Source organism: Georgenia sp. Marseille-Q6866 (assembly GCF_965111665.1).
Genome location: NZ_CBCOOR010000001.1, coordinates 334,135 through 352,875 on the forward strand (window position 1 = coordinate 334,135; position 18,741 = coordinate 352,875).

19 protein-coding genes and 1 pseudogene are annotated in these 18,741 nt (G+C 73.8%); 15 read left to right on the top strand and 5 right to left on the bottom strand.

The annotated features are described in order from the left end of the window. The first annotated feature begins 14 nt into the window (after positions 1–14). Positions 15–2,129 carry a ribonucleoside-triphosphate reductase, adenosylcobalamin-dependent gene (gene nrdJ / locus ACWPXV_RS01655; RefSeq protein WP_454083580.1) on the top strand — a complete coding sequence of 705 codons (2,115 nt, stop codon included), beginning with the start codon at positions 15–17 and terminating at the stop codon, positions 2,127–2,129. Between the two features lie 42 nt (positions 2,130–2,171). On the opposite strand, the gene ACWPXV_RS01660 is transcribed toward nrdJ, so the two are convergent. The 4 genes from ACWPXV_RS01660 to hisF all read right to left on the bottom strand — a co-directional run bounded on the left by ACWPXV_RS01660 (position 2,172) and on the right by hisF (position 4,745). Continuing rightward, a complete protein-coding gene (locus tag ACWPXV_RS01660) occupies positions 2,172–2,393 on the bottom strand; it encodes a hypothetical protein (RefSeq protein WP_454083581.1) in 222 nt (73 codons plus the stop codon). Positions 2,394–2,506: 113 nt separating this feature from the next. Next, entirely contained in the window at positions 2,507–3,178 is a 672-nt protein-coding gene (locus tag ACWPXV_RS01665) for a DNA alkylation repair protein (RefSeq protein ID WP_454083582.1), read from the bottom strand. Between the two features lie 87 nt (positions 3,179–3,265). Next, on the bottom strand, positions 3,266–3,907 hold the full coding sequence (locus tag ACWPXV_RS01670) for a TIGR03085 family metal-binding protein (RefSeq protein ID WP_454083583.1): 642 nt from the start codon (positions 3,905–3,907) through the stop codon (positions 3,266–3,268). Between the two features lie 67 nt (positions 3,908–3,974). Beyond that, positions 3,975–4,745, bottom strand: coding sequence for an imidazole glycerol phosphate synthase subunit HisF (gene hisF, locus ACWPXV_RS01675; protein WP_454083584.1), 771 nt, complete (start codon positions 4,743–4,745; stop codon positions 3,975–3,977). 71 nt (positions 4,746–4,816) lie between these two features. Between hisF and ACWPXV_RS01680 the strand changes: the two genes are divergently transcribed. From ACWPXV_RS01680 to ACWPXV_RS01695, 4 genes are all read left to right on the top strand, one after another. Continuing rightward, entirely contained in the window at positions 4,817–5,362 is a 546-nt protein-coding gene (locus ACWPXV_RS01680) for a 4-amino-4-deoxy-L-arabinose transferase (protein ID WP_454083585.1), read from the top strand. 44 nt (positions 5,363–5,406) lie between these two features. Beyond that, the gene (locus ACWPXV_RS01685; RefSeq protein ID WP_454083586.1) at positions 5,407–5,649 is read left to right on the top strand and encodes an SHOCT domain-containing protein; all 243 of its coding nucleotides are present in this window, start codon (positions 5,407–5,409) and stop codon (positions 5,647–5,649) included. Between the two features lie 87 nt (positions 5,650–5,736). Continuing rightward, the gene (locus ACWPXV_RS01690; RefSeq protein ID WP_454083587.1) at positions 5,737–7,626 is read left to right on the top strand and encodes an ABC transporter ATP-binding protein; all 1,890 of its coding nucleotides are present in this window, start codon (positions 5,737–5,739) and stop codon (positions 7,624–7,626) included. Next, on the top strand, positions 7,623–9,509 hold the full coding sequence (locus tag ACWPXV_RS01695) for an ABC transporter ATP-binding protein (protein WP_454083588.1): 1,887 nt from the start codon (positions 7,623–7,625) through the stop codon (positions 9,507–9,509). Before ACWPXV_RS01690 ends, ACWPXV_RS01695 begins: the two co-directional genes overlap by 4 nt. A 17-nt stretch (positions 9,510–9,526) precedes the next feature. Here the strand turns inward: ACWPXV_RS01695 and ACWPXV_RS01700 are convergent, their stop codons facing one another. Further along, the gene (locus ACWPXV_RS01700; protein ID WP_454083589.1) at positions 9,527–10,018 is read right to left on the bottom strand and encodes an OsmC family protein; all 492 of its coding nucleotides are present in this window, start codon (positions 10,016–10,018) and stop codon (positions 9,527–9,529) included. A gap of 267 nt (positions 10,019–10,285) precedes the next feature. Between ACWPXV_RS01700 and ACWPXV_RS01705 the strand changes: the two genes are divergently transcribed. The 10 genes and pseudogenes from ACWPXV_RS01705 (at position 10,286) to trpA (ending at position 18,497) form a co-directional block, all read left to right on the top strand. Continuing rightward, positions 10,286–11,743, top strand: a complete 1,458-nt coding sequence (locus ACWPXV_RS01705) for a hypothetical protein (RefSeq protein WP_454083590.1) — start codon at positions 10,286–10,288, stop codon at positions 11,741–11,743. Further along, entirely contained in the window at positions 11,740–12,294 is a 555-nt protein-coding gene (locus ACWPXV_RS01710) for a leucine-rich repeat domain-containing protein (RefSeq protein WP_454083591.1), read from the top strand. The genes ACWPXV_RS01705 and ACWPXV_RS01710 overlap by 4 nt, the downstream gene beginning before the upstream one ends. A 42-nt stretch (positions 12,295–12,336) precedes the next feature. Beyond that, complete coding sequence (gene hisI, locus ACWPXV_RS01715; RefSeq protein WP_251303048.1) at positions 12,337–12,714, top strand: phosphoribosyl-AMP cyclohydrolase; 378 nt, start codon at positions 12,337–12,339, stop codon at positions 12,712–12,714. Further along, on the top strand, positions 12,711–14,270 hold the full coding sequence (locus tag ACWPXV_RS01720; RefSeq protein ID WP_454083592.1) for an anthranilate synthase component I: 1,560 nt from the start codon (positions 12,711–12,713) through the stop codon (positions 14,268–14,270). The genes hisI and ACWPXV_RS01720 overlap by 4 nt, the downstream gene beginning before the upstream one ends. Then, positions 14,267–14,905 carry a Trp biosynthesis-associated membrane protein gene (locus ACWPXV_RS01725; protein WP_454083593.1) on the top strand — a complete coding sequence of 213 codons (639 nt, stop codon included), beginning with the start codon at positions 14,267–14,269 and terminating at the stop codon, positions 14,903–14,905. Before ACWPXV_RS01720 ends, ACWPXV_RS01725 begins: the two co-directional genes overlap by 4 nt. A gap of 40 nt (positions 14,906–14,945) precedes the next feature. Beyond that, positions 14,946–15,230 (top strand): HGxxPAAW family protein, encoded by a 285-nt coding sequence (locus tag ACWPXV_RS01730; protein ID WP_454083594.1) that lies wholly within the window; start codon positions 14,946–14,948, stop codon positions 15,228–15,230. A 109-nt stretch (positions 15,231–15,339) separates the two neighbouring features. Then, positions 15,340–15,498 carry a hypothetical protein gene (locus ACWPXV_RS01735; RefSeq protein ID WP_454083595.1) on the top strand — a complete coding sequence of 53 codons (159 nt, stop codon included), beginning with the start codon at positions 15,340–15,342 and terminating at the stop codon, positions 15,496–15,498. An 83-nt stretch (positions 15,499–15,581) separates the two neighbouring features. Beyond that, positions 15,582–16,397, top strand: a complete 816-nt coding sequence (gene trpC, locus ACWPXV_RS01740) for an indole-3-glycerol phosphate synthase TrpC (protein ID WP_454083596.1) — start codon at positions 15,582–15,584, stop codon at positions 16,395–16,397. Then, positions 16,394–17,686 (top strand): tryptophan synthase subunit beta, encoded by a 1,293-nt coding sequence (trpB, locus tag ACWPXV_RS01745; protein WP_454083597.1) that lies wholly within the window; start codon positions 16,394–16,396, stop codon positions 17,684–17,686. The genes trpC and trpB overlap by 4 nt, the downstream gene beginning before the upstream one ends. Then, positions 17,686–18,497: pseudogene (trpA, locus tag ACWPXV_RS01750) on the top strand (tryptophan synthase subunit alpha). The gene trpB and the pseudogene trpA overlap by 1 nt, the downstream one beginning before the upstream one ends. Positions 18,498–18,741 lie beyond the last annotated feature (244 nt).

The window sequence follows — 18,741 nt, forward strand, 5'->3', positions numbered from 1 at the left end:
CAGAAAGCCGCACCATGCTCTCCTTCCAGCTCCCCGACTCCGTCGTCGCCCCGTACGCCGAGCGCACCGTCCCGTGGGGGTACGCCGACGCCGCCGGCAACTCCCTCGGCGAGATCACCTTCCTGCGCACCTACTCCCGCCAGCGGGAGGACGGCACCAAGGAGCGCTGGCACGAGGTCTGCCGGCGCGTCGTCGAGGGCATGTTCTCGATCCTCAAGGACCACACGACCGGTAGGCGGCTGCCGTGGGACGAGGCGAGCGCCCAGGAGACCGCCCGCGACGCCTACGAGCGCCTCTTCGAGCTCAAGTGGACCCCGCCCGGCCGCGGGCTGTGGGTCATGGGGACCCCGCTGGTGAACGCGCTGGGCAACTCCGCCCCGCTGCAGAACTGCGCCTTCGTCTCCACCGAGGACATGACGGCGCAGCAGCCCTCCGCGCCGTTCACCTTCCTCATGGAGGCCTCGATGCTCGGGGTCGGCGTCGGCTTCGACACCGCCGGCGCCCGCAAAGGCTTCACCATCCACGAGCCCGTTGTCCACGAGCCGCTGGCCCCCTTCGCGCTCGACGGCGAGGGCCGGGCGCTCCCGCCCGTGGCCGACGCCGGAACGCCCGTCCACACGATCCCGGACACCCGCGAGGGCTGGGTCGACTCGACCGCCCTCGTCCTCGACGCCTTCCTGCGCGGCGACGCGCTGCCGGTGCTCGACTACTCCGCGATCCGGCCCAAGGGCGCCCCGATCCGCACCTTCGGTGGCACCGCGGCCGGGCCCGAGCCGCTCCACCGCCTCCACACCGCCCTGCGCCAGGTGTTCGCCGGCCGCGGCGGGCAGGCGCTGACCACCCGGGACATCGCCGACGTCGGCAACCTCATCGGCGTGTGCGTCGTGGCCGGCAACGTCCGCCGCTCCGCCGAGATCCTCCTCGGCGAGATCGACGACCCGGTCTTCCTTGATCTCAAGAACCCCGAGGTCTTCCCCGAGCGCAACTCCTACGACCCGGCGCAGCCGGGCTGGGCGTGGATGTCGAACAACTCCGTCGTCGTCGAGACCGGGACGGACCTGGCCCCTGTCACGGCTGCCATCGCCCGCAACGGCGAGCCCGGCGTCATCTGGATCGACACCACCCGCAACTTCGGGCGCCTGTCCGACCCGGCCGACTACCGCGACTGGCGCGCCAAAGGCTACAACCCCTGCGCCGAGCAGCCGCTGGAGTCCTTCGAGTGCTGCACGCTCGTGGAGACCTTCCCGTCGCGGGCGGCCTCCAAGGAGGACTACCTCGCCACGCTCAAGGTCGCCTTCCTCTACGGCAAGGCCGTCACGCTGCTGCCCACCCACTGGGAGCAGACCAACGCCGTCATGCAGCGCAACCGGCGGGTGGGCACCTCGATGTCCGGGATCGCGGACTTCGCCGACAACCACGGCCTGGACGCCGTGCGTGAGTGGATGGACGAGGGCTACCGGCTCGTCCGGGCGTGGGACACCGAGCTCTCCGAGACGCTCGCCGTGCGGGAGTCGATCAGGACGACGACGGTCAAGCCGTCCGGCACGGTGAGCATCGTCGCCGGCGTTTCCCCGGGCGTGCACTGGGCGCCGGGTGGCACCTACTTCAACCGGGCGATCCGCTTCCGCAACGAGGACCCGCTCGTCACGCTCTTTCGCGCGGCCGGCTACCGCGTCGAGCCGGCGGTGGAGGACCCGACGGGCACCTCGGTCATCTTCTTCCCGGTGAAGTCGGCTGCGCGCCGCTCGGAGAAGGACGTGCCGCTCCGGGAGAAGGCCGAGCTCGCGGCTCTCGCGCAGGCGTACTGGTCGGACAACTCGGTGTCCGTCACGCTGTCCTTCGACCCCGAGAGCGAGGGCGAGCAGGTCGGGGAGGTGCTGCGCGACTTCTCCGGACGGCTCAAGACGGCGTCCTTCCTGCCGCAGGGCAACTTCGTCTACCCGCAGATGCCCTACACGCAGATCACCGCGGAGGAGTACGAGGCGGCCACCCGGTCACTGATCCCGGCCTTCCTCGACGCCGTCTACGACGGTGACATGGAGACGATCGACGCGATCGGTGAGGCCTTCTGCGACACCGGCGACTGCGAGCTCGACGAGATCAAGATCAACGCCGAGTTCGCCTCCTGACGTCGAGAGGCCCGGCCGCCGGTGAGCCGGCGGCTGGGCCGCTCAGGCCGGGTGATCGTCGGGATCCGCCGGACGGTCGTCGTCGGCGGTCTTGGACCACCCGCCCGCCGGGATCGCTCCGAAGGCGGCACCGAAAGCGACACCCACGCCGATCATCGCCCAGTTGTCCAGGATCAGGGACAGCGCGACACCGACGGGCAGCCCGAGGGTGATCCCGATGGCCATCCGGTTGTCACTGGCCGTGGGCTGGTCGTCGTCGTCCATGGCCGTACCCTGCCACGACCGGTCAGGCGAGGCTCACCGAGGACTCGAGCACGGGCGCGGGTCCTGGGAGACGCTCAGCGTCCACCCGCCGGGGCTGTCGGTCTCCTCCACGCCTACACGGTCGCCTGGCGGCGGACCATCTCGGCGATCCACACGGGTGCGTACGGCGAGGTGCAGTTCGGGGGAGTGGGGTAGTCCTCGAGGACCCGCAGCCGTTCGCCGATCGCGACGGCGCGGGCGCGGTGCTCGGGGTGCTCGATGCCGATCTGCGCGAGGCAGTGGTTCATCGCCCACTGGAGCCGGTCGGGCGCGTCCTTCATCTGCGCCTCGATGACGTCGAGCAGGCCGCTGAGGTCCAGACCCTCGGGCCGCTTGGCGACGCGGTCGGTCGTCAGCGCCCAGCCCGCGCTCGCCACGACCGGGTCGGGGTCCTCGAGCCAGGCCAGCCGCAGGTCCTCGACGTGCGGGCTCTTGCGCACGACGTAGGACACCAGCCAGTCGTGGACCTTGGGGGCGCGCGCCTCGCGGAGCATCGCGTCCAGCTCGTCCCGCTCGTAGGCCTTGGGCCGGCTGACGAGGATCGCGAGCAGCCGCGCGGCCGTGTCCTCCGTCCGCCACAGCGCCCGCGCCAGGTCCGGCTGGGTCTTGAGCCGCTTGGCGACGGCGCGCAGCTGGCCGAGGTTGACGCCGTGGTCGTCACCGCGCCGCTCATTGGCCTCCCGGGCTCGGGGGTCCTCGAGAGCGGCCAGCTCGGCCATCACGTCGTCGACGGTCACGTCGGTCATCTGCGCCTCCCGGTCGGTGACGCCAGCCTAGGACGAGTCCGCCTCACCCGGAACCGTCGTCGCCGTCCTGCAGGTGAGCGCTGGACGTCAGCCCAGCGCGGAGGTGAAGGCGGTGACGACGTCCGGCTGCCCCTGGACCTCCACCTCGGCGCGCTCGCCGCGGCCCATGAGGTAGAGCGCGAGGTCCACGGGGTCGCCGACGACGGCCACCGAGTCGGCACCGCGCTTGACGACGGCGCGCGGACCGGCCGTGCTCACCAGGACCACACCTACCGGGGACTTCCGCGCGGCCATCCGGCCCATGAGCGCGAGCTGCTTCCACACGGCGTCGCGCATCTCCTCCGGGAGCCGGCGCGGCGGGCGGGGGGAGTCCCCGGCACGGCGCAGGTCCTCGTGGTGGACGACGAACTCGACGAGGTTGCCGGCGTCGCCCAGCAACCGGCCCGGGCGCAGGCCGTCGGTGCCGAGCAGCTCGTCGACGAGCGCCGCGTACCCGCCCGGTGTGCGTGCCGCCCGGGCGACCTCCGACTGCCGCGGCTCCTCGCCGGGCGCGGGCTTCTTCGCCATGTCGAGGGCCGAGACCCACGGCCGGGTCTCGCGCAGGACGAGGTGGGCGAGCAGGTCCTCGCTGCGCCAGCCCTCGCACAGGGTCGGTGCGCCCGGCCCGACCTCCCGGAAGGTCGCGGCCAGCGCCTGGCGCTCCGCCTCGCTCCACCTGGCACGTGACACGTCGGTACTCCGTCCGTTCGAGGGGTGGCCACCGAGGGCCGGGTCTCACGCTAGGTGCAGGGCGCGGTCAGCGCACCGCCACGCCCGCGTCGCGCATGGCCGCCTTGACGTCGTGCACCGTGAGCGTGCCGAAGTGGAAGACCGAGGCGGCGAGCACGGCGTCGGCCCCCGCCTGCGCGGCCTCGGTGAAGTGCTCGGCGCTGCCGGCGCCGCCGGAGGCGATGAGCGGCACGCCCACCCGGCCGCGGACGGCCGTGAGCATCTCGATGTCGAAGCCGTCCTCGGTGCCGTCCGCGTCGATGGAGTTGAGGAGGATCTCCCCGGCGCCACGCTCGGCGGCCTCGACCGCCCACGCGACGGCGTCGATCCCCGTGCCGCGGCGCCCGCCGTGGGTGGTGACCTCGTAGCCCGACGGCGTGGTCGCGCCGTCGCGGCAGCGGCGCGCGTCCACGGACAGCACGATGACCTGACGCCCGAAGCGCTCGGCGACCTCGCTGAGCAGCTCGGGGCGGGCGACGGCGGCGGTGTTGATGCCGACCTTGTCCGCGCCGGCGCGGAGCAGGCGGTCGACGTCCTCCACCGAGCGCACCCCGCCGCCCACGGTCAGCGGGACGAAGATCTCCTCGGCCGTGCGGGAGACGACGTCGAGGGTCGTCGCGCGGTCCTCCGTCGAGGCGGACACGTCGAGGAAGGTGATCTCGTCGGCCCCCTCCGCGTCGTAGCGGCGCGCCAGCTCGACCGGGTCACCCGCGTCGCGCAGGTTCTCGAACTTCACGCCCTTGACGACGCGTCCTGCGTCGACGTCCAGGCAGGGGATCACGCGCACGGCCACACTCATCGTTCCTCCAGAATCACGGCTGGGCAGAGCCTAACGGCCCGTGCCCGACGACGGCCGGTACCGTTCGCGGGGTGACCCCCCTCGAGCGCGTCCTCGCCCTGCTCCCGGCGAGCCCGACGCCCGAGCGGCCCTTCGTCCTCGCCGTCGACGGCCGGTCCGGCTCGGGCAAGACCGGGCTCGCCGCCGCCGTCGCCGAGCGGGTGCCCGGCGCGCAGGTCCTCGCCCTCGAGGACGCCTACCGCGGCTGGCGCGGGCTGCGGGAGGGCGTGGAGGAGATCGCCACCGGCGTGCTCGCCGAGCTGCGCGCCGGACGTGCCGGCTCCTACCGCCGCTACGACTGGGTGCGCGGGGAGCTGGACGCGACGGTGCGGGTGGAGCCGAGCGCCGTCGTCGTCCTCGAGGGGTGCGGGGCCGGCTCACTGCCCTGCGCGCCCTACGTCGACGCGCTCGTGTGGCTCGAGGCGCCCGAGCACGAGCGGCACCACCGCGCCATGGCCCGCGACGACGGCACCTGGCTGGACCAGTGGTCCACCTGGGCCGCCCAGGAGAGCGCGCTGCTCGCCGAGCGGGACGCGCGGGCGGCGGCGGACCTCGTCCTCGACACCTCGACCGAGTAGCGGAACCGCGGGCGCCGTGCGACTCCCGGCGCTACCGTGGGGCCATGGCCACCGTCGGTGTGAACCCCCTGATGCCCGCGACCTACGACGCGGTGTGGTCGCTCGTCCTCGTCGTCATCCTCGTCGCCGTCGCGCTCGTCGCCACGGCCGCCATGCGCGCCATGCGGCAGCGCACGGCCGGGGACACGGTGGCCCGGGTGCAGGCGCTGGCGGCACTCCACGCGTCCGGCGCCATCAGCGACGAGGAGTACGAGAGGCGCCGCGAGCGCCTGCTCGACCAGCTCTGAGCCGCGCGGGTGCGCCGGGCCACGCTGTGCGAGGATTGTCCGCGGCCTTCCTGGCCCGATCGCCGCGACCCTGAGGAGTAGACCGCCGTGCCGGAGACGACTACCCGGACGCGGCGCTTCGAGTCCGGCCCCGGACCGCGGCCCTACCGCCTGCCCGGCGGGACGCTGCGCCGCTCCCTCACCCTCATGGGCCGCGGCATGCGCGACTCGCCGCGCACCTCGACCCTCGCCGTCGCCAGCTCGGTGCTCTACGGGCTCGGCACCGTCGGGTCGGGCCTGCTGCTCGGCCAGGTGACCGACCGCGTCATCACCCCCGCCCTCACCGGCGACGACGTGCCCACCTCCCACATCTGGCTCGCCGGCCTCGGGCTGCTCCTCGTCGGCCTCGTCACCGCCGCCGCCGTCGCCGGGCGGCGCGTGTGGGCCGGCGCCGCCGTCTACGAGATCCAGGCGGCGCACCGGCTGCGCGTCACCCGCCAGTACCTGCGCCTGCCGATGTCCTGGCACCGGCGCCACCCCGCCGGCCGGCTGCTGTCCAACGCGAACGCCGACGCCGAGGCCGCCTCGGGCGTCTTCATGCCGCTGCCCTTCGCCATCGGTGTCGCCGTCATGCTCGTCGTCGCGGGCGCCGCGATGCTCGTGGCCGACCCGCTCATGGGCCTGATCGGCGTGTCCGTGCTGCCCGTCGTCGTCATCGTCAACGCGGTCTTCCGGAGGCAGATGTCCCCGCGCGTGGCCGCCTCCCAGCGGCTGCGGGCCGAGGTCTCCGACGTCGCCCACGAGTCCTTCGAGGCCTCCCTGCTCGTCAAGTCCCTCGGCACCGAGGCCGTCGAGGAGGAGCGCTTCTCCGCGGTCACCGACCGGCTGCAGGACGCGAACATCGAGATGGGCAAGGTCCGAGCGGTCTTCGACCCGATCATCGAGTTCCTGCCCTCGGTGGCCACCCTCGCCGTCGTCGCCGTCGGCGCCGGGCAGGTCTCCCGCGGCGCGGCCGACACCGGCGACCTCGTGATGATCGCCTACCTCCTCACGCTCATGACCTTCCCGGTGCGCGCCATCGGCTTCGTCCTCGCCGAGCTGCCCCGCTCGACCGTGGGCCACGACCGCCTCTCCTACGTCGTCGACGCGACGGGCTCGATGCCCGAGGGGCGCGGGCGGCTGGACGGGCAGGGCGGTCTCACGCTCGACGTCGAGGCCGTCACCCTCGAGGTGCCCGCACGGCTGGTCCCGGGCGAGATGGGGGAGCCGGCCGGCCCCGACAGCGGCGGGACCGTCGCCCTGCTGCGCGACGTGAGCCTGCGCGTGCCCGCGGGCCGGACCGTCGCCGTCGTCGGCCCCACCGGCTCGGGCAAGTCCACGCTCACCACGCTCGTCGCCCGCCTCGTGGACCCCACCGCCGGCCGGGTGCTGCTCGACGGCGTCGACGTCCGCGAGCTCAGCCACGCCGAGCGCACCCGTCAGGTCGCCCTCGTCAGCCAGTCGACCTTCGTCTTCGACGACACCATCCGCGGCAACGTCGCCCTCGACGACGCCGGCGACGTCACCGACGAGGAGGTGTGGGCCGCGCTGCGCACCGCCCGCGCGGAGGGCTTCGTCCGCGCGCTGCCCGCCGGGCTCGACACGGTCGTGGGGGAGCGCGGCGCCACCCTCTCCGGCGGCCAGCGCCAGCGCCTCGCCATCGCCCGTGCCCTCGTGCGCCGCCCCCGCCTGCTCGTCCTGGACGACGCGACGAGCGCCGTCGACCCCGTCGTCGAGCAGGAGATTCTCGCCGGCCTCGGCGCCGGCAGCGGGGTCAGCGTCCTGCTCGTCGCCTACCGGACCGCGACCATCGCGCTGGCCGACGAGGTGGTCCACCTCGAGCGCGGCCGGGTGGTCGACGTGGGCACCCACGAGGAGCTCATGGCCCGCGACCCCGGCTACGTCGAGCTCGCCTCGAGCTACGCCCGCCGCAGCGCCGAGCAGGAGGAGGCCCGATGAGCTCGACGATCTCCGCGTCCTCCGAGCTGGGCGTCGTCGCGACCGTCCGCCGCGGCCTGCAGCTGTCCCCGGCGATGCTCCAGGGCATCGGGTGGACCCTCGCGCTGGCGGTCGTGGCGACCGCGGGCCGCGTCGTCGTGCCCGTCGTCATCCAGCAGGTCACCGACAACGCGATCATGGCCGACGACGGACCGGACGTGCCCGTCGTCGTGCGGGTGGCGCTGCTCGCTCTCGCGTTCGTCCTCGTCGCCGGGCTCGCGAGCTCCGCCGTCAACATCCGGCTCTTCCGGGCGAGCGAGCGTGGGCTGGCCCAGCTGCGCACGCGCACCTTCCGCCACGTCCACGACCTCTCGGTGCTCACGCAGAACGCCGAGCGGCGCGGCTCGCTCGTCTCCCGCGTCACGAGCGACGTCGACACCGTCTCGCGCTTCGTCCAGTTCGGCGGGCTCCAGCTCATCCTCAACATCGGCCAGCTGCTCATGGCGACGGTCGCGATGGTCGTGTACTCCCCGCTGCTCGCGCTCGTCGTGTGGCTGTGCTTCACGCCGATGTTCGTCCTGGCGCCCCGCGCGCAGCGGATCATCTCCAGGGCGTACGGCGCGGTGCGGGTCAAGGTGGGCGTCATGCTCGGTGCGATCTCCGAGTCGATCGTCGGTGCCGAGACGATCCGGGCCTACGGTGCTTCCGAGCGGACCCAGCGCCGCATCGACGACGCCGTCCAGGACCACCGGGCCGACGCGATCAAGGCGCAGACCTTCACCGCCCTCGCCTTCTCCACCGGCATGGCCTTCTCCGCGCTGGCGCTCGGCGCCACGGTGGTGACCGGGACGTTCCTCGCCCTGGACGGGCACCTCACGCTCGGGCAGCTGCTCGCGTTCCTCTTCCTCGTCCAGATGTTCACCGGGCCGGTCCAGAACGCGACCGAGATGCTCAACGAGCTGCAGAACGCCGTCGCCGGCTGGCGCCGCGTCATCGCCGTCCTCGAGACCCCGCTCGAGATCACCGACCCCGCCGACGATGAGGGCGTCCCGAGAAATCCGGCTGTCGGCGACGGTCAAGGTGGCGCCGACAGCCGGATTCCTCCGGACACCCCCCTTCCCGCCGACAGCCGGATCTCGCCCGCCGGCCGAGACGCCGACGGCGGCCGGGCGGCGTCCGTCGAGTTCCGCGACATCCGCTTCGCCTACCCCGGCGGCCCGGAGGTGCTCCACGGCATCAGCCTCACCGTCCCGCCGGGCACCTCGGTGGCGATGGTCGGCGAGACCGGCTCGGGCAAGACGACGCTCGGCAAGCTCCTCAGCCGCCTCATGGACCCGACGGGCGGCCAGGTGCTCCTCGACGGCACCGACCTGCGCGAGCTCCCGCTCGCCACGCTCCGCAGGCGGGTGGTGCTCGTCCCGCAGGAGGGCTTCCTCTTCGACAGCACGATCGCCGAGAACATCGCCTACGGGCGCACGCCCCACTCCCGCGCGGAGGTCGAGGCCGCCGTCTCCGAGCTCGGGCTCACCGACTGGCTCGCCACCCTCACCGACGGTCTCGACACGCACGTCGGGCAGCGCGGGGAGTCGCTGTCGGCGGGGGAGCGGCAGCTCGTCGCGATCGCGCGCGCCTACCTGGCCGATGCGGACCTCCTCGTCCTGGACGAGGCGACCTCCGCCGTCGACCCCGCGACCGAGGGCCGCATCAGCCGTGCCCTGTCGCGCCTGCAGGCCGGGCGCACGTCCGTGGCGATCGCCCACCGGCTCTCGACGGCGGAGGCGGCGGACCTCGTCGTCGTCGTGGACGCGGGCCACGTCGTCGAGGTCGGACACCACCGCGAGCTCGTCGCCCGCGGCGGTGTCTACGCCCGGATGCACGCGAGCTGGGTCCGCCAGACCCGCTGACCCGCCGGGTGCCGACGTCAGGCGGCCCGGACGACCCAGGTCTCCTCGACCGGCACGCCGGCGTCGCGGACGAGGTTGAACAGCGGGCAGCGGCGCACGACCTGCGCCTTGAGCTCGCCCAGCTCCTCCTCGGGGACGGCGGTGGTCAGCGTGATCGTGAGGGTGAGCGTCTGGAAGTGCGGGGACACGTCCGCGGTCCCGGCGAAGCCGCGGATGTCCAGGGTCCCGGTCGCCTCGGTCGCGACGCCGTCGACGGCGATCGCCAGCTCGGCGGCGACCGTCTCGACGACGACGGTCACACACCCGTTGAGCGCGCCCAGGACGTACTCGATCGGGTTGGCGCCCTCGTCGGTGCCGCCCAGCGAGGGCGGCTCGGCGACGACGAAGCCGAACTGGCGGGCCGAGACGGCGGTGGACAGCTGGCCCGTCGAGCGGCCGGTCGCGGTGAAGGATGCCAGGCGGGGCGTCGGGTCGGTGGTGGGCGTGGCGGTGGCGGTGGTCGTGGTCATGGGGCGCTCCCGGTCGGTGACGGATGGTGTGCTCCCACGCTAGGAAGGCCCGTCACCCGGGACGCGCCGCGCCCGTGCGGTGGGACCTGCGGCCGGGCGGGGTCCCGCCCGGCGAGACAGGACCTCGGCCGGCTTCCTCGTCCCCGTGGGGCTCTGCTAGAGGGCTGCCCGATCGGCTCTCGACAGGCCCACCCGCGCGGGCCGAGAATGAGCGGCGTGGCGGACTACGCGCACGCGACGCCTCGGACGGCCGACGAGGGAACGCTGATGACACCGCGGCCCCGTCCCCACGGCGCGCCCGGTCCCGGACCCCGCGAGGCACACCGGGTGCTGGCGCTGCAGCGCGCCGCCGGCAACCGGGCGGTGACCGACCTGCTCGGCAGGCCCCCGGCCCGGGGCACCGTCGAGCTGGCACCGCCGCCCGGCGTGGAGCGCCCCGCCGTGAGCGCGCGCGGACGGTCCGACGTCCGCTTCCGGGTGCCGACGTTCAGTGACCTCAAGGCGGCCTACACGAGCCCGAGCACCAAGGTCGCTGCGGGGACCATCGAGAAGGCCGTCGCTCAGCTCCTCGGGCGCATGGCGCACGAGAAGCGACTGAAGTCGACGGACCCCGTGGCGGACATCGTCAAGCGCATCTTCCCGGCGCCCGGGACCATCGTCGAGGCGGAGTTCGTCACGGCGCTCGACGTCGCCGACCGGAAGGTCATCTACCAGTCCGTCCTCGACGCAGACACCACCGTCAAGGCCGCGGACACGGCCAAGTTCACCGCGGCGATCAGCGACTCCCAGGCCCTCGTGGGCAAGGCCGAGGGCAACGCCGCCGGCCTCACGGAGGTCTTCGGCACGAAGGCTGCGACTGCGAAGACCATCTACGCGAAGGCACGCGCCTCCCTGGCTGAGGTCGCCGCCGACATGGGCACGCACGTCTCCACCGACTACAACCTCGACGACCCCGAGGTCTTCCTCGGCGGGTGGGCCAGCCACGGAGCGCGGCACATGCACCTGCTCGTCAAGGTCGTCAAGGTCATCGACCCGAAGGGCACCCAGATCACCCTCATCCACGAGGCCTCCCACCTGGCGGACCCGAGCGTCGACGACCACGGCTACTACGGCTCGCCCGGCTTCGAGGCGCTCGACGAGACGACGAAGGTCGGCAACGCCGCCCACTTCGAGGAGCTGCCCCGGCGGGAGCTCGCGACGAGCTCCTACCCGGGACTCACCTTCACGCCCGGCGTGACCAAGGGCGGGGCGGCGCTCACCTGGGAGGACACCATCCGGCGCCGGGCGAGCGAGCACCTGCGCAAGGCGTGGGACGCGGCGGTCGACGTCCACATGTGGCTGCGCGGGGTCCGCCGGGCGGCCCTCGGCGGGGACCGCACCCCCTTCACGACGGACAAGGCGCTCATCCTCACCGTCTCGAAGCTCATGGACCTCACCGTCCACCAGCAGACGGGCCCGACGCCCGAGATCAGCGCCGTGGACGTCACGCTGACCGAGAGCATCGCCAGGGCGATGCAGCTCGTCAAGCAGGTCGCCGGCCGGGAGACCCCCCAGCGGCCGATGGGTCCCTTCCTCAACCCGGGCGACGAGGACGCCTACGCGACACACGCGGTCATCGAGGCGGGCATCAGCGGCTACGGCCAGCTGCTCGGCGACGCGACACGCGACCGCGCCCTCGTCGACTGGCTCGTCGCCCACTACCGCTCGCTCCCGGCGGCGCCATGAGCACCGTCCGCTTCGGCGAGGAGGAGTTCGCGTCCGACACCGACACCGTCGCCCTCGTCAACCTCGAGTGGCCCGACCTCACGCCCCTGGCCGGTCTCGCGCACCTGCGCGAGCTCAGGCTCACCCACACCAACCCGCACGTGTCCCCGGGAGGACTGCCGATCGACCTCGCGCCGCTCGCCCGGCTGGGGGCGCTCGAGGTCCTCGTGCTCCAGCACTACCCGCTCGAGAGCCTCGAACCGCTCCGCGGCCTCGCGCAGCTGCGCGTCCTCGACCTCAGCTTCGCGCCGGTCACCGACCTCGGCGTCCTCGCCGCGCTGCCGAACCTCCGCGACCTGCGGCTACGCGCGACGAGCGTCGCCGAGCTGGTCCCGCTGTCGGGGCTCACCAGGCTCGAGGCGGTCGACGTCGCCCACACCCGGGTGAGCAGCCTCCAGCCCCTGCACGGCCTCCCGGCGCTGCGCCGCCTCGACGTCGAGGGCAGCGCCGTCCCGCCCTCGGAGGTGGAGGCCCTCACCCGCGCCGTCCCCCAGGTGGCCGTCACCACCTGACACCGGACGGGTGAACCGCGCCAGGTCTGGCAAGATCGACGGGTGTCCAGCCTCGACCCCACGATCGCCGCCCGCCTCAAGCGCGACAGCACCGGTCTCGTCTGCGCCGTCGTCCAGGACGACTCCACCGACCAGGTCCTCATGGTCGGGTGGATGGACGACGAGGCCCTCGCCCGCACCCTCACCACCGGCCGCGCCACCTACTGGTCGCGCTCCCGCCAGGAGTACTGGCGCAAGGGGGACACGTCCGGCAACGTCCAGCACGTGCGCTCCGTCGCGCTCGACTGCGACGGCGACGCCCTGCTCGTGCGCGTGGAGCAGGTCGGTCCGGCGTGCCACACCGGCACCCGCACGTGCTTCGAGGCCGGCGGCGACCTCGGCGCCGTCGTCGGCGACACCGCCGCGGGGGACCCGGCGTGAGCGCGCCCGAGTGGGGCACCACCTGGCCGGACCTGCCCACCTTTCGCGAGCTCGCCGCCGACCGCCGTGTGGTCCCCGTCGTGCGCCGTCTCCTCGCCGACGACGTCACGCCCGTGGGCCTGTACCGCCAGCTGGCCGCCGGCCGGCCGGGCACCTTCGTCCTCGAGTCCGCCGAGCACGGCGCCTGGGCGCGGTGGTCCTTCGTCGGTGTCCGCTCCCGCGCCACGCTCCTGTCCCGCGGCGGCCGCGCGAGCTGGCTCGGTGACGTCCCGGTGGGCGTGCCCACCGACGGCCCGGTCCTCGACGTCCTGCGCGAGACGCTGCGCGTCCTGCACACCCCCGCCCTGCCGGACCTGCCCCCGCTGACCGGCGGCCTGGTCGGCTCCCTCGGCTGGGACGTGCTACGCCAGTGGGAGCCGCGGCTGCGCGCCAACGCGCCCACCGAGCTCGACGCCCCCGAGGTCGCGCTGTGCCTGGCCACCGACCTCGCCGCCGTCGACCACGCCGACGGCTCGGTGTGGCTCATCGCCAACGCCATCAACTTCGACGACACCGACGAGCGCGTCGACCAGGCCCACGCCGACGCCGTCGCGCGTCTGGACGCCATGCAGGCCGCGCTCCTCGAGCCCGTCACCAGCCACGCCGCCGTCACCGCACCCGGCGCGCAGGCGCCCGCGGGCGAGCTGCGCTACCGGACCACCCGCGAGGACTTCGAGAGCGGGGTCCAGGCGGCCAAGCAGGCGATCCGGGACGGGGAGGTCTTCCAGCTCGTCCTGTCCCAGCGCGTGGACGTCGACTCCCCGGCCGCCCCGCTCGAGGTCTACCGGGCGCTGCGGACGATCAACCCCAGCCCGTACATGTACTACCTCGAGCTGCCCGACGAGCCGGGCGAGGGGCGCTCGGCGAGCTTCGCCGTCGTCGGCTCGAGCCCCGAGACGCTCGTCAAGGTCACCGACGGCACCGTCGTCACCTTCCCGATCGCCGGCTCCCGCCCGCGCGGCGCCGGTGCGGAGGAGGACCGCGCGCTGGGGGAGGAGCTCCTCGCCGACCCCAAGGAGCGCTCGGAGCACATCATGCTCGTCGACCTCGCCCGCAACGACCTCGTCAAGGTCTGCGAGCCCACCACCGTGGAGGTCGTCGAGCTCATGGAGGTCAAGCGCTACAGCCACATCATGCACATCTCCTCCACGGTGACCGGCCGCCTGCGCGAGACGTCGACGGCGCTGGACAGCCTCGTCGCGACCTTCCCCGCGGGGACGCTCTCCGGCGCCCCCAAGCCGCGTGCCATCGAGCTCATCGACGACCTCGAGCCCGCCCGCCGCGGCATCTACGGCGGGACGATCGGCTACCTCGACTTCGCCGGCGACGCCGACATGGCGATTGCGATCCGCACCGCCTACATCCGCGACGGCGTCGCGAGCGTCCAGGCCGGGGCGGGGATCGTCGCCGACTCCGTGCCGGAGCTCGAGTACGAGGAGTCCCGCAACAAGGCCGCCGCCGCCCTCCGGGCCGTCCAGGTCGCCGCGGCCCTGCAGCCCCTCTCGGAGCAGGGATGACGACGGCGGAGGGCACGACCCGGGACCGGTCGCCGGTGAGCCGGGGACGCGCCGTCGTCGTCGTCCTCGTCCTCGGTGCCGTCACCTTCGGCCTGTCGCTGCTGCCGTGGGCGAGCGCGACCGTGCCCACGGTGATCGCCGAGCAGACCGTGACCGTCACCGGCGGGGACGCCGCGCCCGCCACCACCGCCACCGGCCTGGCCGTCCTCGCGACGGCGCTGGCCGTGGCGCTCGGGGGCCGGTGGGTGAGCCGGCTGTGCGCCGTCGCGCTCGTCGCCCTCGGTGCGCTCCTCGCCGCCGCGGCGGTCGGCTTCCTCCTCGACCCGCGGCCCCCGCTCCTCGCCGCCGCCGCTGCCGTCAGTGGTGTGCGCGAGATCTCAGCCGAGCCCTCCACCACCCTGTGGCCCTACCTCGCGGTCGCGGTGGGCGTGCTCGTCGCGGCCTCCGCCGTCCTCGTCCTGCGTGCCGCGAGGACGGCGACGGCGGGCGGACGGCGCTTCGAGCGCGCACCTGCGGTGGGGGAGCGTCCCCGTCCCACGCCCGACGCCGAGGCGCGGGACGAGCGGGTCCGCGCGATGGACGACTGGGACGCGCTCGGGCGGGGCGAGGACCCCACCGAGCCCGAGCACCGATAGGCTGGCCCGCAGACCACGACCGTTTGAGAGGACTCGAACCATGGTGCAAGACGGCACGAGCCGCGACTACGACCTGCCGCCGGTCGCCCCGTTCCACAACGAGGGCAAGACCGTCGCCGGCTGGGTGATGTTCTGGGGCGTGTGCCTGGGCGCGGTGGTCGTCGCCGTCGGCATGATCATGTGGGAGATGTGGGTGCTCATCGTCGGCGCCGCGCTCCTCGTGCTCGCGCTCGTCGTGAGCGGGGTCCTCAGCGTCATGGGCATGGGCCAGCCGCGGAACCGGGAGAACCCGCCGCAGGGCGGCGAGCACAACTGGTACTCGTGAGCGAGCCCTCCACGGAGGGCAACCGCCACGGCACCTGGTCGCTCGCCCTGGGCGTCCTCGGCCTCGTCGCGCTCCTCGCGCCGGCGCCGTCGTCCTGGTCGGGACGGTCGTGAGCATCACCGCCGTCGTCCTCGGCGTCAACGGCGTCCTCGCGGCGTCCGCCGGACGGGCGACCAACCGGCCCCAGGCCCTGGCCGGCATCCTCCTCGGGATCGTCGGGTCGCTGCTGTGGCTGCTCGCCGTCGTCGGCGTGGTCATCGGCGTCTAGCCCACGCCCGCCAGCCGGACGGTGGGCGGGTGCCCGTCCCGCGGCACCTACGATGAAGGCTGGAACCAGGGGAGGGAGACACCGTGACGGTCCTGGAAGACATCGTTGCCGGGGTTCGTGAGGACCTTGCCGAGCGTGAGGCGCGCGTGCCGCTCGACGCGCTCAAGGAGCGTGCCCAGCAGCAGCCGGGCGCCAAGGACGCGGTCGCGGCGCTGCGCGGCGGCGAGGCGGCCGTCACGGTCATCGCCGAGGTCAAGCGCTCCAGCCCCTCCAAGGGCGCACTCGCCGACATCGCCGACCCCGCCGGGCTGGCCGTGGACTACGAGGCCGGGGGCGCCAGCGCGATCTCCGTCCTCACCGAGCGCCGCCGCTTCGGCGGGTCCCTCGAGGACCTCGCCGCCGTGCGCGCCCGGGTTGACGTGCCCGTCCTGCGCAAGGACTTTGTCGTCACGCCCTACCAGGTGTGGGAGGCCCGGGCCTACGGCGCGGACCTCGTCCTCCTCATCGTCGCGGCCCTCGAGCAGACGGTGCTCACCTCGCTCGTCGAGCGCGTCCACTCGCTGGGGATGACCGCCCTCGTCGAGGCGCACGACCGCGAGGAGGCCAAGCGCGCGGTCGACGCCGGCGCGCAGGTCGTGGGGATCAACGCCCGCAACCTCCACACCCTCGAGGTCGACCGCTCCGTGTTCGGCAACGTCGTCGACGTCGTCCCCGAGGGCCTGCTCAGGGTCGCCGAGTCCGGCGTCCGCGGCCCCCACGACGTCCTCGACTACGCCCGCGCCGGCGCGGACGTCGTCCTCGTCGGCGAGGCACTCGTCACCCAGGGCACGCCCCGCCAGGCCGTGGCCGACATGGTCGCCGCCGGATCCCACCCGGCCCTCCGGTCGGTGCGCAAGTGAGCCTGAGCCAGGCCGAGGGGCCGTACTTCGGTCGCTTCGGCGGACGCTTCGTCGCCGAGGCGCTCGTCGCCGCGCTCGACGAGCTCGACGTCGCGTGGCGCGAGCTGCGCGAGGACCCCGCCTTCCAGGCGGAGCTCGCCGAGCTGCACCGCACATACACCGGACGCCCGAGCATCATCACCGAGGTGCCGCGCTTCGCCCAGCACGCCGGCGGCGCGCGGGTCATCCTCAAGCGCGAGGACCTCAACCACACCGGGTCCCACAAGATCAACAACGTCCTCGGACAGGCGCTGCTCACCCGCAAGCTCGGGAAGAAGCGCGTCATCGCCGAGACCGGCGCCGGCCAGCACGGCGTCGCGACCGCCACCGCGGCCGCGCTGCTCGGCCTCGAGTGCGTCATCTACATGGGCGAGGAGGACGTGCGCCGCCAGGCGCTCAACGTCGCGCGCATGGAACTGCTCGGCACCACGGTCGTGCCCGTCTCCAGCGGCTCGCGCACCCTCAAGGACGCGATCAACGAGGCCTTCCGCGACTGGGTGACGAACGTCGAGACGACGACCTACGTCTTCGGCACCGCCGCCGGTCCGCACCCCTTCCCGGGCATGGTCCGCGACCTGCAGAAGATCATCGGCGAGGAGGCGCGCGAGCAGGTGCTCGAGCTGACCGGCTCCCTGCCCGACGCCGTCGTCGCCTGCGTCGGTGGCGGCTCCAACGCGATCGGCATCTTCAACGCCTTCCTCGACGACGCCTCCGTTCGCCTCGTCGGCTGCGAGGCCGCCGGCGACGGCGTCGACAGCGGCCGCCACGCCTCCTCGATCAGCGGCGGTACCCCCGGAGTGCTCCACGGCGCGCACACCTTCCTCCTCCAGGACGAGGACGGTCAGACCGTGGAGTCCCACTCGATCTCGGCCGGCCTCGACTATCCGGCCGTCGGCCCCGAGCACGCCTGGCTCGCCGACCTCGGGAGGGCGGAGTACGTCCCGGTCACCGATGCCGCCGCGATGGAGGCCTTCCGGCTCCTGTGCCGCACCGAGGGCATCATCCCGGCCATCGAGAGCGCGCACGCGCTGGCCGGGGCCATCCAGCTCGGCAGGGCCGCGGCGGACGCCGGCGAGCCCGCGCCGACCATCCTCGTCAACCTCTCCGGGCGCGGGGACAAGGACGTGGAGACGGCGGCGGCCTGGTTCGGGCTGCTCGACGACGAGTCGGCAGCGGGGCCGCAGGACGAGGCGAAGACCGGCTCCGTGGACGGTGCCGGCTACGAGGCGACGGGCAGCGTGGAGAACTGATGGACCAGCAGACGACCTCCCGCCGGGGCTCCGCCGCGGCTATCGACGCGGCCCTCGCCGAGGACCGCAAGGGCCTCGTCATCTACCTGCCCGTGGGCTTCCCGACCGTCGACCGGTCGGTCGCCGCCGCGCGGACCGCCGTCGCGGCCGGGGCCGACGTCGTCGAGCTCGGCATGCCCTACTCCGACCCGGGCATGGACGGGGAGGTCATCCAGCACGCGACCACCCAGGCGCTGGCGCAGGGCACGCGGATCACGGACGTGCTGCGCGCCGTCGAGGAGGTCGCCGAGACCGGTGCGGCCGTGCTCGTGATGACGTACTACAACCCGGTGCTGCGCTACGGCGTCGAGCGCTTCGCGCGCGACCTCGCCAGCGCGGGCGGCGCCGGGCTCATCACGCCGGACCTCATCCCCGACGAGGCCGGCCAGTGGGTCACCGCCGCCGACGAGCACGACCTCGACAAGGTCTTCCTCGTCGCCCCCAGCTCCACCGACGAGCGCCTCGCGATGACCGCCGAGGCCTCCCGCGGCTTCGTCTACGCCGCCTCGACGATGGGCGTCACGGGTGTGCGGTCCGCCGTCGACACCCACGCCCGCGAGCTCGTGGCCCGGACGCGTGCGGCCGGCGCGCAGCGGGTCTGCGTGGGCCTGGGCGTCTCGACGGGGAGCAGGCCGCGGAGGTCGCCGAGTACGCCGACGGCGTCATCGTCGGCTCCGCCCTCGTGCGCACCCTCCAGGACCCCGACGAGAAGGCAGCACTCTCGGCCCTCGGCACCCTCGTCGAGGACCTAGCCGCCGGCGTCCGCCGCTAACCGAGCCCCGCCCGCCCCCGCCAGCGCCCTCCACCCGCGCCGACAGCTGACTTGTTACCCAGCCCGCCCCGCCGCGCCCCGCTCCGGCGCCGGGAGCTGGATTCCGCCCGCCTCCCGGCGGCCCCCTCCGCCGCCGACAGGTGGATTCCGCCCGTCCTCCGGCGGCGCCCCTTCCGGCGGCGACAGCTGACTTGTTACCCCCGCCCCCTCAGCTGAGCTGTTCGCGACACCCAGCCCACGGCGT